Raw genomic sequence first — 13,995 nt, 5'->3', positions numbered from 1 at the left:
TCGCCACAGAATGCTGAAACATCAAACGTCTAATGTTTAGATGGAACCATGCCAGCCACCACCCCTGCCCCCAAGACGACCGTCGCCAGCCCACACGCAACGCCTTCCGCGGCCCCCAAGCCGCGGTCCGCCGTCGTCTTCGCCGTCATTGCACTGGTCTTGATCGGCCTGAACCTGCGCGCCGGCATCACCGGCGCGTCGGCACTCCTCCACGACCTGCAGGACGTCCTGGGCTACGGGGCCTTGGTGGCAGCTATCATCCCTTCCATTCCCACGCTGTGCTTCGCCGTGGCCGGCGCGGGAACATCCTGGCTGACCGGACGGTTGGGCGTGGAAAAGGCGATCCTGCTCTCGCTGGCGCTGCTGGCCGGCGGCTTGTTGCTGCGCGGCATCCCGGCTACGGGCATGCTGGTGGCGGGAAGCGTCGTGGGGATGTCGGGGCTGGCTATCTGCAACGTCTCCATGCCGTCCTTCATCCGCGAGCATTTCGCGGACAAAACCTCACTGATGACCGGCGTCTATACGGTGACCATGACCACGGGGGCTACGGTCACGGCAGTGGCAGTGGTGCCGCTGGCTCAGGCCATGGGTTCGCCGTCGGCAGCAGTGGGAACCATTGGCTTCATGGCGGCCGCAGCGTTCCTGGGCTTCCTGCCGGTGGCGTTGCACGCACACCGGAACAAGCCCGCCACCAGCACGGCCCGCATCTCACCCTGGCCGCTCCTGCGCACCCGGAAGGGCCTGCTCCTCACCGCCATCTTCTCGCTACAGTCCCTGCTTGCCTACTCGCTGCTGAGCTGGTTTCCGTACCTCCTCACCACTAAAGGGATGAGTGCGGTGGACGGCGGACTCCTCTTTGGGCTCATGCAGTTGGTATCGGTGCCCGCAGGCATGATCCTGATCGCCATCGGCGCCCGGCCCGGCATGCTGCGGCCAGCGTTCTACGCCGCCTGCGCCGCCATGACCGCGGGAATCGCCGGACTGCTGGTCCTTCCGATTGAACTTGCCGTGATCTCCGCCGTGCTGTGCGGCTTCGGGTTGGGGATCTTCCCGCTGGTCATGGTGCTGATCAGCAAGAGTGGCTCCTCCACCGCCGAGACCACCGCGCTCTCCACCCTTGCCCAATCGACGGGTTACCTGATTGCCACCATGGGTCCATTCGGCATGGGACTTCTCCACAGCGCCACCGGGGACTGGACCCTGCCGCTTGCCCTGTTGCTGGCCGTGGCGCTCGCCCAAATTGCGGTGGGCCACCTCATCACTCGAAAGCAGGCGTAGGCCATGGCGCTGACCCCCTCTCCCCGCCAGCCCCTCGCCGCCGAGGCCATGGACAAGCTTCGGGCCATGGTCCAGTCCGGCGAATGGCCGCTGAACCACCGCATCCCCGCCGAACCCGAGCTGACGGAACTGCTGGGCATTTCCCGTGGCACCCTCCGGGAGGCCATCAAGGCCCTCGCCCACAGCGGCATCCTGGAAGTTCGCCGCGGCGACGGTACCTACGTCAGGGCCACCAGCGAAATCTCCGGGGCAGCCCGGCGCATGTACCTGGACTACTCGGAGCAGCACATCCTCGAAGTCCGGTTGGGCATCGACACCCAAGCGGCCCGGCTGGCGGCCACCCGGGCTACCCCGGAAGACATCGAAGCCCTCCGGACACTCCTTCGCCACAGGGATGAGTCGTGGCAGAACGGCGATGTGGAGTCTTACGCTGCCGCCGACTGGGGCTTCCACGAGCGTGTGGCACAAGCCTCCGGCAATCCCCTGCTGCACGAGCTGTATGCCAGCTTTGGTGCGGAGTTCCACCGTGACCTGCTCCAACAAATCCACCGCCCCGGTTTTGCGGGGCTCTCCCCCGAAGGCCATGGCCTTCTGGTCGATGCCATTGAACGTGGCGATGCCGAGTCCGCGGTCCAGACCGTGAACCACAATCTGGCGTCCTGCGCTGCCTGGTTGGCTGGCTGAACGACCCGTTTCGCCGGGGGCGCGCCGGTCAGTAGGCTTACTAGCTGACCCAGTCCTGCTCGCCCACCACGCCCCGGTGGTTTCCGTTGACCTTGAGGAGCCACCCGATGGCACTGTTCTCCCGCCATCGCCGCAACGCCTGTTCCGAGCACGGACTTGCCGCCGTCCCAGAAAATGGCAGTAAAACCCCCCAGCAGCTCTGGGGTGACGGGTACGGCCGCGTGGGCATCCGGGCCGCCCAGACCCTGCTGATTTTGGCCGTCTCAGTGGTGGCTGTGTTGGCGCTCCTGCAAGTCAAGCTGCTGGTGATTCCCATGCTGATCGCCTTGATCCTGGCCGCCGCGATCAGCCCGTTCGTGAACGTCCTCAAGCGTCGCGGCGTGAACGATGCGCTGGCCACCATCACCGCCTTCGTGGCAATCCTGGTTATCCTGGGCGGGGTGTTCACCGTCATCTACTTCTCCGTCCGGAGCCAATGGGATGACCTGGTGGAGCAGGCGAGTTCGGGTGTTGACCAGCTCCAGGAGTTCCTCCTGAACGGGCCGCTCCCCATCGACGCGGCACAAATCGACGCGGCCCGGCAGGCGATCGTGGACTTTGCCACCAGCAGCCAGGCCCGCTCCGGCGCCATCACCGGGCTGTCGGTGGTGACAGAGTTCCTGACCGGCGCCGTCCTCCTGGTGGTCATCCTGTTCTTCTTCCTCAAAGACGGCCAGCGGATCTGGAGCTTCCTGATCAGCCCCTTCAAGGGCGAGCGCGCCAGCCGCCTCCGCCGTGTTGGTACCCGCAGCCAGGAAGTCCTGGGCGGCTACGTCCGCGGCACGGCCATCGTGGCGCTGGTAGACACGGTGGGGATCGGCGCTGCGTTGCTGGTCCTGCAGGTTCCGCTGGCCCTCCCCCTGGCCATGGTGGTCTTCATCGGCGCGTTCATCCCGATTGTTGGCGCCACCATGGCGGGCATCCTCGCCGCGCTGGTGGCGCTGGTGGCCAACGGCCCGGTGGTGGCGCTGATCGTCGTGGCCGTGGTGGTGGCCGTCAACCAGCTCGAGGGCAACCTCCTGCAGCCGGTGGTCATGGGCAAGTCCCTGCAGTTGCACGCGCTGGTCATCCTGCTGGCCCTCACCGCTGGCACCCTCTTGGCAGGCATCGTGGGTGCCGTCTTGGCTGTCCCCATCACCGCCGTCGCGTGGACCATCATCAAGGTCTGGACCTCGGACAACGCCGACCACCAGCCAACCGCGGATACGCCGGCAAAGTAGCCGCACTCCCGCACGCACGACGGCGGCCCCCCCCCGTTTCGAAAAAGGTGCGGGGCCGCCGTCGACCGTTCCCCCCTGGTCAGGGGCGAGTGAGGCTAGCGGTGCAGGCCAGCCAGGATGTTCTTGGGCCGCTGCATCTCGCCCTGCTGAGCACCAAGGACGATGACCGCAGCCGCGAAGGCCGGGATGGTCCACTGCAGGATCTTGAGCTGCTGCTGAGCAGACTTCAGTTCTTCGGAAGCGTCAGGCGAGGGCTCCGTGGCGCCCTCCGCGCCTTCGCTGGCGAGCTTGTCCACCTTCTGGCCGAGCAGGCCCGAGTACAGCGTCGCGGCGGCACCTACTACCGTGACCGTCGTCTTGATGACCGTGTTGCTGGCGACGCCATGCTGCTTGGCGATCCTGCCCTTGTTTTCCCACGCGATGGCCAGGTCTGCGACCAGGTGGGTGCCCAAGGCGCCGGCAGCAACCGGAGCCCACTTGAGCCAGCCTGCACTCGACAGCCGGGTGCGCTCGGCCGGGTCCTTGGCTTCCGCGGTGGCCCCGTTCAGGCCGATGGCACCCATCAGGGAACCGCCAAACCAGGCTGCTGCGGTGAGATCGTGAACGGACCGGGCAATGAGGTTTCCTGCCATGATGTGCATTCCTAACGTCGGACTGTTGGCGGAAGGACGTCGGCTGCGTACCTAGGCCCCAGCCGTAAGATCTTCCCCTTCTATAGTAAGCCTACTTACGATCGTGTTCGACCACAGCCCTCCTCTTCATGCCCAGCGGGGGTACGTTGCCGGCTTAAACAGCGACGGGGCCACTTTCGTGACCCCGTCGCTCATGTGCTGCTAGACCTGCGCGGTGACCCCTTCGCGGGAGATGGACACCATGTCCTCGCGCGGCACCACCTTGATGCGTTCGCGCTGGACCTCAACGCCGTGTGAGCCGCCGGCCTCCGTGGCCGCTGCGCCGAGCGCCAGTTCGTGGGCGTTCAACGCCAGCCACCCTTCCCAGCTGGTGAACTGGACGCCGCGGGCATCCAGGAGTTCGACGACGGCGTCCGCCTCTGGGACCGCTGCCACCGGCAAGTTTTCGCGGTCTTCCAGCAGATACGTCACGGTCTCCAGCGCATCGCCCTTGGTGTGGCCGATCAGGCCAACAGGTCCGCGCTTGATCCAGCCCGTGGCGTAGATGCCCGGCACATGGGTGCCGTGGGCATCCAGGACGCGGCCGCCGTCGTTCACCACAACGCCCTTCTTGTGGTCGAATTCGATGTCCGGCAGGGCGGACCCGAAGTAGCCGATGGAGCGGTACACGGCCTGGACGGGGTAGTCCACAAACTCGCCGGTGCCGCGGGCGTTGCCGGTGCCGTCCAGTTCGGTGCGTTCAAAGCGCATGCCGGCCACCTTGCCGGGGGCCGCAGCGTCCTCAACGATCTCCACCGGGCTGTGCAGGAAGTGCAGGTGCAGGCGGCGCGACGCCGTGAGCTCGGAAAGATCCTCGGGCTGCTCGGCGATCCAGTTGGTGAGCGTAGCAACCATGGTCTTGGTCTGGTTGTTGGTCTGGATCTGCCGGTCCGATTCCTCATCGAACTCGAAGTCCTCGGCGTAAAGGATGATGTCCACGTCCTTGGAGTGGCTCAGCTCGCGCAGCTCCAACGGGGTGAACTTGACCTGCGCGGGACCTCGGCGGCCAAACACGTGCACATCGGTGACCGGCGAGGCCTTCAGCCCGGCGTAGACATTGTCCGGAATCTCGGAAACCAGGAGGTCATCGGCGTGCTTGGAGAGGACACGCGCCACATCCAGGGCCACGTTGCCGTTACCGATCACTGCGATCTCAGTTGCCTCCAGCGGCCATTCGCGGGACACGTCCGGGTGCCCGTCATACCAGGAGACGAAGTCGGCACCGCCGAAGGAGCCTGCGAGTTCGATGCCGGGGATGTTGAGGTCAGCGTCCTTGATGGCGCCGGTGGCGAAGATGACGGCGTCGTAGTGGGTGCGGAGGTCATCAATGGAGATGTCGGTGCCGTAGTCCACGTTGCCGAAGAAGCGGATGTCGCCGCGGTCCAGGACCTTGTGCAGGGCGTTGACGATGCCCTTGATGCGGGGGTGGTCCGGGGCGACGCCGTAGCGGATCAGGCCATACGGTGCCGGGTAGCGGTCGAAGAGGTCGATGCTGACGGTCAGCTCGCCGCTCTTGACGGCCTCGCTCTTGGTGAGGATGTCCGCGGCATACACGCCAGCCGGGCCGGAGCCCACGACGGCGACGCGCAACGGACGCTCAGCAGAACCTACGGGGGTGCTTGATGACACGACGGTGTTCCTTTTGTTCGTTCCCACCCAACTGACTCGCACTTGTTGTCGTTTTGAGCGGTCAAAACGACAACAACTGCTACCTAGTTGGGGAAGGGGGCTAGGTGGTGAGGACTCGGGGGTGGTTGGGACAGGTGGTGCTGTAGTCAGCGGTGCGGAAATGCGCGGGCGCGAAGGGGCTCACACGCACCACGTCACCGATGACAATGACTGCAGGATTTGCGACGCCGGCGGCATCGGCCTGGTCCGCGATGGAATCCAAGGTGCCAATCGTGACGCGCTGCTCCGGCAGGTAGCCGTTTTCCACAATACCAACTGGAGTGTCGCCGGGCAGACCCGCTGCGCCCAGGGCGGCTGCCGATGCCCGGAGCTGACCCACACCCATCAGCAGCACCACGGTGTGGTCCGCCCGGGCCGGGACCTCGGCAAGTTCGTCGTGACCGGTGACCACACTGAAGCCCCGCGCCAGCCCACGGTGCGTCACAGGGATCCCGGCAGCCGCAGGCACGGAGATCGCCGACGTCACGCCAGAGACCACTTCCACGGGCACACCGTGCTGGCGGCAGTATTCCGCTTCCTCACCGCCCCGGCCCAGAACGTAGGGATCGCCGCCCTTCAGCCGCACCACACGCTGGCCGCGCAGGGCCTCCTCGACAAGAATGCGGTTGATCTCAACCTGCGGCACGGGGTGGTGTCCAGGGGTTTTACCAACTTCGATGACGCGCACGTCCGGGGCCAGCTCGGCCAGCAGCTCGCGCGGCCCAAGCCGGTCTGCCACCACGACGTCGGCCTGGCCCAGGAGCCGGCGGCCCCGCACGGTAATGAGGCCAACGTCACCCGGCCCACCACCCACCAACGCCACCGAGCCCGGGACGACGGCGGCGCCCGCCACTGGTTGCCGCCGACGCCGAAGCGGCAGGTCGCCGGTCTCCAACGCGGTGGCCACGGCGTCACGGACTGCCATGGCCCGACGCGGATCCCCACCGGCGTTGACGGCAATCTTGATGTCATCCACTTCAGCCACGGCAGGCGTCCACGCCGCTGAAGCTTCGTGATCGGACGCGTTCACACACCAGATGCGCTGCGCCTCAGCATCCGCTGCTACCTGCGCGTCAACGCCTGCATCGCCCGTTGCAGTCTGGATGAACCAGGCGCCGTCCACATCTGAGCCGACGTATTTCCGCGGCTCCCAGGTGAGGAGACCAGCAGCGGAGAGCCGACCCAGCGCGTCGCACGCAACAGGAGCCACCACCGTGACCCGAGCCCCGGCGTCGAGCAGGCCCTTGGCCCTGCGAGCCGCGACAGGCCCGCCGCCCACCACCAGCACCGGGCGGCCAAGGAGCCGCAGGGCGGTGGGGTAAATGTCCGAAATTGCCATGGACCAACGGTAGGGCGGCGTCGCAGGCCACAACAACGGCCCGGAAACACCCGTTCATGCAGGGTAACGCGGCGTCACATCCAGGCCCGGAATGACGGGCTTAAACAGCTGATGCGGGGCAGCTACAGCCACGCATCAGCGAAATAACGCAGCTAGCGGGTGCTGCCTGTGAGCAGACCCCGGTTGCGCAGCAGGCGCTTCTCGATCGGCCCGAAAACCAGCAGTTCAATCAGGATTCCTACGGCGAGAATCAACAGGATCGCCGACATCACCAACGTCATGTCGGAAAGATCGCGGCCCTGGTTCAGCATGGAGCCCAGGCCGAATCCGATCGTGCCGCCCACCGCGATGATCTCCGCAGCCATCAGCGAGCGCCAGGAAAAGGCCCAACCCTGTTTGAGGCCGCCAAGGTAGCCGGGAAGTGCTGCAGGCAGGACCACCTGCAGGGCCATTTGCAGCCGCGATGCCCCCAGGACGGTGCCCATCCGCCGGAACTGTGGCGGGATCTGGTCCACGCCGGAAATCAGCCCGTTGATGATGGAGGGAATCGCGCCCATGAGCACCACGAAGTAGACGGTGGCGTCGGTCAGGCCGAACCAGATGATCGCCGCCGGCACCCAGGCCACCGACGGGAGCACCTGCAACCCGGAAATCAGCGGCCCAAACGCGCGACGCAGCGAAGCTACCTGGGCCAGCAGCAGCCCAATCGGCGTGGCGATTGCCACCGAGATCAGGAAGCCGAGGACGCCGCGCTGCAGTGAAGTCCACATCGCTTCCTGCAGCCGCCCCTCGTTCCACAGGGCCCCCATCTGGCCTGCCACGTCGAGGGGGCCGGGCACCAGGTCCCGGCGTTTGAAGCCCATCCACACATACAGCTGCCAGATCAGCACCAACACCACCAGCGCGACGATGGGCAGCAACACTCTGCTCCAGTCGATCCGGTGCACCCGCTGGTTATCGGATTGCAACGAATCCAGGCCGGCTTCCAACTCGCGGAGGTCGTCGCGGCCGCGGGTCCCTTGGGTCGCGGCGCTGGGATTCCGTTCCACCACGTCTACCGGGCTGTCGCCGACCGAAGGTGCAGGGTTACTTGGCATGGCGGCGGATCTCCTCGCGCAGTCGGGCGGTGATGGCGCCGGTCAATTCGCTGGCCAGGGTGGCGTCGGAGCGCTGTTCAGGGGTGACCCGCCATTCGCGGACCACGCGGCCGGGCCGGGAGGACAGCAGCAGGACGCGTTGCCCCAGCCGGACCGCCTTCCGCACGTTGTGCGTCACGAACACGATGGTGCGCCCGGTTTCCTTCCAGATCCGCTCCAGCTCGTCATGCAACAGGTCGCGGGTAATCGCGTCCAGTGCGGCAAACGGTTCATCCATCAGCAGCAGCTGCCGGTCCTGCGCCAAGGAACGTGCCAGCGAGACCCGCTGCCGCATGCCGCCCGAAAGTTCGTGCGGCCGTTTGTCCCCCGCCGCGCCCAGGTGCACGAGTTCCAGGAGCTCCTGCGCCTTCGCGCGGCGCTCGTCTTTCCCCACGCCCCTGAGTTTGAGTGCCAGCTCCACGTTCGCCCGGGCGCTGAGCCAGGGGAACAAGGCCGCGTCCTGGAACATGAATGCCGCGCCGTCGCTGGGTACCTCCAGGGCGCCCGACGACGGCGGCTCCAGTCCCGCGATGATGTTCAGCAGGGTGGACTTGCCGCAGCCGGACGCACCGAGAAGCGCCACAAACTCGCCTTTGCCGATCGACGCGTTGACGTCGTCCAACACGGGATCGCCGTCGCCGAAGCTCTTGCCTAAATGTTCCAGTACGACTGGCATCCTGCCCGTCCTTACCTAGTGGTGTGAGTCAGTCCTGCCGGTTCACCGTTGTGGTCGCCGCTGACTGCCGAGGCCACCACGGCGCCCAGCACGATCAGCAGCACCAGGCCGATAGCCAGCAGCGCTTCGATGGTCCGCCGGCGTGGGCGTGTGCTCTCACGGGGTTGCGAAGTGGTCATTGCTTCACCCTAAAGAGCCGCCTCCGGCCGCTCAACGCTGCAGCAACGTGGGGTCACCGGGGTTCATTCGGCGTCACATTCACGGCAACAATCACCCCAGATGACGCCGCCCCCGGCAGCCGGATGACGCCGCTCAGATCGAGTAGCCCTCGTCCTCGTGATCGCCTGGGTGATCGCGGACCAGGCCGGCGGCGAGCGTATTGCCGTCCTGCGGGTCGATCACCAGGAACGCCCCGGTCCGGCGGTGCCGCTGGTACGTCTCCAACGGCAGGGCAGCCGCCAGGCGCAGCTGCGCGTGGCCAATGTCGTTCAGCTCCAGTGACGACGCGTCTGCCACCTGGAACGTGGCCAGGTCCAGCTTGCCCGTGACATTCCGGACCAGCGCCTGCACTGTGCGGGTGCCGTGCTTGACCAGCACCTTTGCCCCTTCGCGCAACGGTTTGGGCGAGAGCCAGCACAGCGAGGCATAGAGGTCCGCGGAGGCCTCACCGATGGTGCCGGCTGCGGCGATGGTGTCCCCGCGGGCCACGTCGAATTCGTCCGCCAGCCGCAGCGACACGGACTGCGGTGCAGCAGCCTCGGCCAACGCCTCACCAGCGAAATCAATCCCGATCACGGTGGTGGTGCGCGGCGCCTGGCCAGGGGTAAGGACCGACACCTGGTCGCCCAGCTGGACCGATCCCTCAGTGATCTGGCCCGCATAGGCCCGGTAATCGCGGTGCGCCTCGACATCCAGCCCGGCAGCCACGGCGTCGGGAGCCAACGCACCCTGCGGCCGGATCACCAACTGGACGGGGAAACGGAAACTCTCCAGATGACTTTCGAGCTCGTCGGCCGCGGGCAGGGTCTCGAGGACTTCCAGCAGCGCCGGACCTGAGTACCACGGGGTCCTGTCGGAGCGGTCCACCACGTTGTCGCCGTTGAGCGCGGAAACCGGGATGACCAGCAGGTCAGAAATACCGTCGGCGCCGAGCCCCAGTTCGCGGCCCACCTGCTGCACGTCAGCCTCGATCTCGCGGAACACCTTCTCACTGAAGTCCACCAGGTCGATCTTGTTCACGGCCACAATCACGTGCGCCACCCGCAGCAGCCCCAACACGGACAGGTGCCGGCGGGTCTGCTCAAGGACGCCCTTGCGGGCATCAATGAGCACGACGACGGCATCCGCCGTGGACGCGCCCGTCACCGTGTTCTTGGTGTACTGCACATGCCCGGGGCAGTCGGCCAGGATGAAGCTGCGCTGGTCGGTGGCGAAGTAGCGGTACGCGACATCAATGGTGATGCCTTGCTCGCGCTCGGCCCGCAGTCCGTCGGTCAACAGCGCCAAGTCGATCGCCTGCGTGCCCGTGGCACCGGCGCCGCCGAAGCCGCGATCCGCGGACGTCCGGGCCACAGCGTCCAACTGATCCGCGAGGATGGCCTTGGAATCGTGCAGTAGCCTGCCCACCAAGGTGGACTTGCCGTCGTCGACCGATCCCGCGGTGGCGAACCGGAAAAGTGTGGTGGGCAGGGCTGTTTCGAGATCAGCTGCCAGTGTGTCGGTGCTCATTTAGAAATACCCGTCTTTCTTGCGGTCTTCCATGGCGGCCTCGGAAATCCTGTCGTCGGCGCGGGTGGCGCCCCGTTCGGTGAGCGTGGAGGCGGCAACTTCAACCACCACGTCCGCCACGGTGTAGGCGTTGGACTCCACGGCGCCGGTGCAGGACATGTCGCCCACGGTGCGGTAACGGACCGTCTTGGTGATGACTGTTTCGTCTGGGCGGGGCAGGGACACCTCGCCCACCGCCCGCCACATGCCGTCGCGGGCGTACACCTCGCGTTCGTGGGCGTAGTAGAGTCCGGGCAGTTCGATGTTTTCGCGCTCGATGTAGCGCCAGATGTCCAGCTCGGTCCAGTTGCTGATGGGGAACGCGCGGACATGCTGGCCCACGGTGTGGCGGCCGTTGTAGAGGTTCCACAGTTCGGGGCGCTGGTTGCGCGGGTCCCACTGGCCAAACTCGTCGCGGAGGCTCAGGATGCGTTCCTTGGCCCGGGCCTTGTCCTCGTCCCGGCGGCCGCCACCAAAAACGGCGTCGAACTTGTTGCGCTGGATGGCGTCCAGCAGCGGGACGGTCTGCAACGGGTTGCGGGTGCCGTCGGCGCGCTCGGTCAGCTCGCCGGAATCGATGAATTCCTGGACACTGCCGACGACGAGCTTAAGCCCCAGCCGCTCCACCGTCCGGTCCCGGAACGCCAAGACCTCGGGAAAGTTGTGCCCCGTGTCCACGTGCAGCACGGGGAACGGCACCTTGCCAGGCCAGAACGCCTTGGTGGCCAGGTGCAGCATCACCACGGAATCCTTGCCGCCGGAGAACAGCAGCGCTGGCTTCTCGAACTCGGCCACCACCTCGCGGATGATGTGAATCGCCTCGGACTCAAGGGTGTCCAACGACGAAAGGCGACCCGGGGAGCTCACGCGAGCCTCAGTCGTCGGCCCCGAGGCCGCCCAGGGAGTGGCATCGGGCCTGTCGGAGCCGCGCGCATCGTCCGAAGGACGGATGCCGTGCGGCGCAGGGGCGGGGGCGGCATCGGGGTCGACGGCCGCGAAAGTCTCAACATTGCTCATGTGTGTAGTCCGCATTCTGTCTTGTCGGTTCCCGCCCAGCGGCCGGCGCGGGGGTCATCGCCCGGCGCTACCTTACGGGTGCAGGGTTGGCAGCCGATCGATGGGTAGCCCTGCGCCAGCAACGGGTTGACCGGGAGGAGGTTGTCGTCGGAGTACTGGACCAGTTGGTCGAAAGTCCAGGCGGCCACCGGGTTGACCTTGACCAAACCGTTGGCTTCGTCCCAGGTCACCAACGGCGTGTTGGTGCGGGTGGGAGATTCGTCGCGGCGAACGCCGGTGAACCACAGTTCGTAGCCAGCCAGGGTCCGGCGCAGCGGCGCCACCTTGCGGAGGGCACAGCATTGCGCGGGGTCGCGGGCGAAGAGGTCCTTGCCCAGCAGCTGGTCCTGCTCGGCGACGGTGTGCTCCGGCAGAACGTCCACCACGGTCACGCGGAGGTTTGCTGCCACCTCGGCTCGCGTGGCGTGGGTTTCGGGAAAGTGGTACCCCGTTTCGAGGAACAAGACGTCGACGCCGGGAAGCTGGTCCGCGACCAACGCCGGCAGGACGGCGTCGGCCATGGAGCAGGCCACGGCCACCGCGGACAGGCTGAAGTTCCGTTCAACCCAGGCGATGACGTCGCGAGCGGGGGCATCCCAGCCCAGTTCGGCGGCGCCCGATTCGGCGAGGGCCTTCAACTCGTCATGGGACCTCAGGGTGCCGGGTTCCTCGGCCGGGCGTGCGAGGCTGGTGCGTGGCTGGGTGCTCACTGGAGTGCCCCCTCTTCAGCGGCGTGGGCCCACTCCGCGAAGGTCTGGTCTTCGGTGCGTTGCGCCACGAAGGTGCGGACCACCCGCTCCACGTACTCCGGCAGGTCGTCCACGTAAACCTTGAGCCCCCGAACGGTGCGGCCCAGGCCGGCTTCTTCGCGGCTGTTCGACGCCAGCCCGCCACCCAGGTGGACCTGGAAACCCGGGGTGGGATCGCCGTCGGGCGTTGGCAGCATCATGCCCTTGAGGCCAATGTCGGCGGTCTGGATCCTGGCGCAGGAGTTGGGGCAGCCGTTGATGTGCAGGGACAGGGCCTGCGGGAGCTCGCCGGATTGCGCAAGATCAGCGAGGCGGCGCTCCAGTTCGGCAACCGCGGTAGCCGCCGTCAGCTTGGTTTCGACAATGGCCAGCTTGCAATACTCAATCCCGGTGCAGGCGATCGTGCCGCGGCGGAAGACCGAGGGTCGGGCGGACAGGCCCAGGGCGTCAAGTTCCGCCACCAGGGGTTCCACCTGCTCCTTCGCCACGTCCAGGACCACGAGCTTCTGGTGCGGGGTGGTGCGCAGTCGGAACGAGCCACGGGCTTCGAGGGTGTCAGCCAACCGGACCAGGGCCGCGCCGGAGAGCCGCCCTGCCAATGGGGTGGCGCCGATGAAGAACTTGCCGTCCTTCTGCTCGTGCACGCCAACGTGGTCACCGGGCGTGGTGGGTTTCGGCGCAGCAGGACCGTCTGCCAGCTGGTACCCCAGGTATTCGTCTTCGAGGATCTGGCGGAACTTCGCCGGCCCCCAATCTGCCATCAGGAATTTGAGGCGGGCCTTGGTCCGCATCCGCCGGTAGCCGTAGTCACGGAAGATACTGGTGACGCCGAGCCACACGTCCGCTGCTTGTTCGGGGGTAACGAAGGCTCCGAGTCGCTTGCCCAACATCGGGTTGGTGGATAGCGCGCCACCGGCCCACAGGTCATAGCCGATGCCTAGTTCCGGGTGCTTGACGCCCACCAGCGCGAAGTCGTTGATCTCGTGGACCACGTCCTGGCTGGGGTGCCCGGTGATAGCCGTCTTGTATTTGCGGGGCAGGTTGGACAGCAGTGGGTTGCCGATGAACCGCTCGCCCAGCTCCGCGATGAGCGGGGTGGGGTCGATCAGTTCGTCCTTGGCGATGCCTGCCACGGGTGAGCCCAGGATGACACGCGGAACGTCGCCGCAAGCCTCGGTGGTGGACAGGCCCACACCCTCGAGCCGGGTCCAGATTTCGGGGATGTCTTCCACCCGGATCCAGTGCAATTGGATGTTCTGGCGGTCGGTGAGGTCTGCGGAGTCGCGGCCAAAGTCGACGGAGATCTGGCCGATGACGCGCAGTTGCTCGGTAGTGAGGGCGCCGCCGTCGATCCTGACCCGGAGCATGAAGTACTTGTCTTCGAGTTCGTGCGGTTCCAACGTTGCGGTCTTACCGCCGTCGATCCCTGGCTTGCGCTGGGTGTAGAGACCCCACCAGCGGAACCGGCCGTGCAGGTCCTGGCTGGGGATGGAGTCGAACCCGTCCCGGGCGTAGATGGTCTCGATCCGTTCACGGACGTTGAGGCCGTCATCTTCCTGTTTCCAGGTTTCGTTGGGGTTCAGCGGCGCGGTGCCGTCCACTTTCCACTGTCCGTGCGGCTTTGCGGCGGGGCGGGAGGGACGGGTCGGCCGCGATGAGCCGGCCGACTCGGCAGACGCTCCGGCTAGAGCTGTTTCAGTCATGGCTCGACT

General features: G+C 66.4%; 13 protein-coding genes. 3 read left to right on the top strand and 10 right to left on the bottom strand.

Annotation, left to right across the window (positions count from 1 at the left end):
- The first annotated feature begins 48 nt into the window (after window positions 1-48).
- From PSET11_RS07275 to PSET11_RS07265, 3 genes are all read left to right on the top strand, one after another.
- Complete coding sequence (locus tag PSET11_RS07275; RefSeq protein ID WP_124091433.1) at window positions 49-1,278, top strand: MFS transporter; 1,230 nt, start codon at window positions 49-51, stop codon at window positions 1,276-1,278.
- Window positions 1,279-1,281: 3 nt separating this feature from the next.
- Window positions 1,282-1,962: a FadR/GntR family transcriptional regulator gene (locus tag PSET11_RS07270; RefSeq protein ID WP_124091432.1), complete on the top strand. Its 681-nt coding sequence runs from the start codon at window positions 1,282-1,284 to the stop codon at window positions 1,960-1,962.
- A 107-nt stretch (window positions 1,963-2,069) separates the two neighbouring features.
- A complete protein-coding gene (locus PSET11_RS07265) occupies window positions 2,070-3,221 on the top strand; it encodes an AI-2E family transporter (RefSeq protein WP_124091431.1) in 1,152 nt (383 codons plus the stop codon).
- A gap of 95 nt (window positions 3,222-3,316) precedes the next feature.
- On the opposite strand, the gene PSET11_RS07260 is transcribed toward PSET11_RS07265, so the two are convergent.
- From PSET11_RS07260 to PSET11_RS07215, 10 genes are all read right to left on the bottom strand, one after another.
- Window positions 3,317-3,853 carry a hypothetical protein gene (locus PSET11_RS07260; protein WP_124091430.1) on the bottom strand — a complete coding sequence of 179 codons (537 nt, stop codon included), beginning with the start codon at window positions 3,851-3,853 and terminating at the stop codon, window positions 3,317-3,319.
- Between the two features lie 201 nt (window positions 3,854-4,054).
- Window positions 4,055-5,521 carry an FAD-dependent oxidoreductase gene (locus tag PSET11_RS07255; protein WP_124091429.1) on the bottom strand — a complete coding sequence of 489 codons (1,467 nt, stop codon included), beginning with the start codon at window positions 5,519-5,521 and terminating at the stop codon, window positions 4,055-4,057.
- Window positions 5,522-5,621: 100 nt separating this feature from the next.
- Complete coding sequence (cobA, locus tag PSET11_RS07250; RefSeq protein ID WP_124091428.1) at window positions 5,622-6,899, bottom strand: uroporphyrinogen-III C-methyltransferase; 1,278 nt, start codon at window positions 6,897-6,899, stop codon at window positions 5,622-5,624.
- Window positions 6,900-7,051: 152 nt separating this feature from the next.
- Window positions 7,052-7,996 carry an ABC transporter permease gene (locus PSET11_RS07245; protein WP_124091427.1) on the bottom strand — a complete coding sequence of 315 codons (945 nt, stop codon included), beginning with the start codon at window positions 7,994-7,996 and terminating at the stop codon, window positions 7,052-7,054.
- Window positions 7,986-8,711 carry an ABC transporter ATP-binding protein gene (locus tag PSET11_RS07240; RefSeq protein WP_124091426.1) on the bottom strand — a complete coding sequence of 242 codons (726 nt, stop codon included), beginning with the start codon at window positions 8,709-8,711 and terminating at the stop codon, window positions 7,986-7,988. The genes PSET11_RS07245 and PSET11_RS07240 overlap by 11 nt, the downstream gene beginning before the upstream one ends.
- 11 nt (window positions 8,712-8,722) lie before the next feature.
- On the bottom strand, window positions 8,723-8,890 hold the full coding sequence (locus tag PSET11_RS07235) for a hypothetical protein (protein WP_282432669.1): 168 nt from the start codon (window positions 8,888-8,890) through the stop codon (window positions 8,723-8,725).
- A 133-nt stretch (window positions 8,891-9,023) separates the two neighbouring features.
- On the bottom strand, window positions 9,024-10,439 hold the full coding sequence (locus PSET11_RS07230) for a sulfate adenylyltransferase subunit 1 (protein WP_124091425.1): 1,416 nt from the start codon (window positions 10,437-10,439) through the stop codon (window positions 9,024-9,026).
- Window positions 10,440-11,495, bottom strand: a complete 1,056-nt coding sequence (gene cysD / locus PSET11_RS07225) for a sulfate adenylyltransferase subunit CysD (protein ID WP_377947165.1) — start codon at window positions 11,493-11,495, stop codon at window positions 10,440-10,442.
- Window positions 11,492-12,244, bottom strand: a complete 753-nt coding sequence (locus tag PSET11_RS07220; protein WP_203415925.1) for a phosphoadenylyl-sulfate reductase — start codon at window positions 12,242-12,244, stop codon at window positions 11,492-11,494. The genes cysD and PSET11_RS07220 overlap by 4 nt, the downstream gene beginning before the upstream one ends.
- Complete coding sequence (locus PSET11_RS07215; RefSeq protein ID WP_124091424.1) at window positions 12,241-13,986, bottom strand: nitrite/sulfite reductase; 1,746 nt, start codon at window positions 13,984-13,986, stop codon at window positions 12,241-12,243. Before PSET11_RS07215 ends, PSET11_RS07220 begins: the two co-directional genes overlap by 4 nt.
- Window positions 13,987-13,995: the final 9 nt, after the last annotated feature.

The organism is Arthrobacter ulcerisalmonis, assembly GCF_900609065.1.
Lineage (GTDB): Bacteria > Actinomycetota > Actinomycetes > Actinomycetales > Micrococcaceae > Arthrobacter > Arthrobacter ulcerisalmonis.
The sequence above is the reverse complement of the archived record's forward strand: the minus strand, read 5'-3'. Positions and strand labels throughout refer to the sequence as shown.

Coding starts and splice junctions, on each gene's coding strand:
- PSET11_RS07275 (WP_124091433.1), top strand. CDS start 49: ATGCCAGCCACCACCCCTGCCCCCAAGACGACCGTCGCCAGCCCACAC.
- PSET11_RS07270 (WP_124091432.1), top strand. CDS start 1,282: ATGGCGCTGACCCCCTCTCCCCGCCAGCCCCTCGCCGCCGAGGCCATG.
- PSET11_RS07265 (WP_124091431.1), top strand. CDS start 2,070: ATGGCACTGTTCTCCCGCCATCGCCGCAACGCCTGTTCCGAGCACGGA.
- PSET11_RS07260 (WP_124091430.1), bottom strand. CDS start 3,853: ATGGCAGGAAACCTCATTGCCCGGTCCGTTCACGATCTCACCGCAGCA.
- cobA (WP_124091428.1), bottom strand. CDS start 6,899: ATGGCAATTTCGGACATTTACCCCACCGCCCTGCGGCTCCTTGGCCGC.
- PSET11_RS07245 (WP_124091427.1), bottom strand. CDS start 7,996: ATGCCAAGTAACCCTGCACCTTCGGTCGGCGACAGCCCGGTAGACGTG.
- PSET11_RS07240 (WP_124091426.1), bottom strand. CDS start 8,711: ATGCCAGTCGTACTGGAACATTTAGGCAAGAGCTTCGGCGACGGCGAT.
- PSET11_RS07235 (WP_282432669.1), bottom strand. CDS start 8,890: ATGACCACTTCGCAACCCCGTGAGAGCACACGCCCACGCCGGCGGACC.
- PSET11_RS07230 (WP_124091425.1), bottom strand. CDS start 10,439: ATGAGCACCGACACACTGGCAGCTGATCTCGAAACAGCCCTGCCCACC.
- cysD (WP_377947165.1), bottom strand. CDS start 11,495: ATGAGCAATGTTGAGACTTTCGCGGCCGTCGACCCCGATGCCGCCCCC.
- PSET11_RS07215 (WP_124091424.1), bottom strand. CDS start 13,986: ATGACTGAAACAGCTCTAGCCGGAGCGTCTGCCGAGTCGGCCGGCTCA.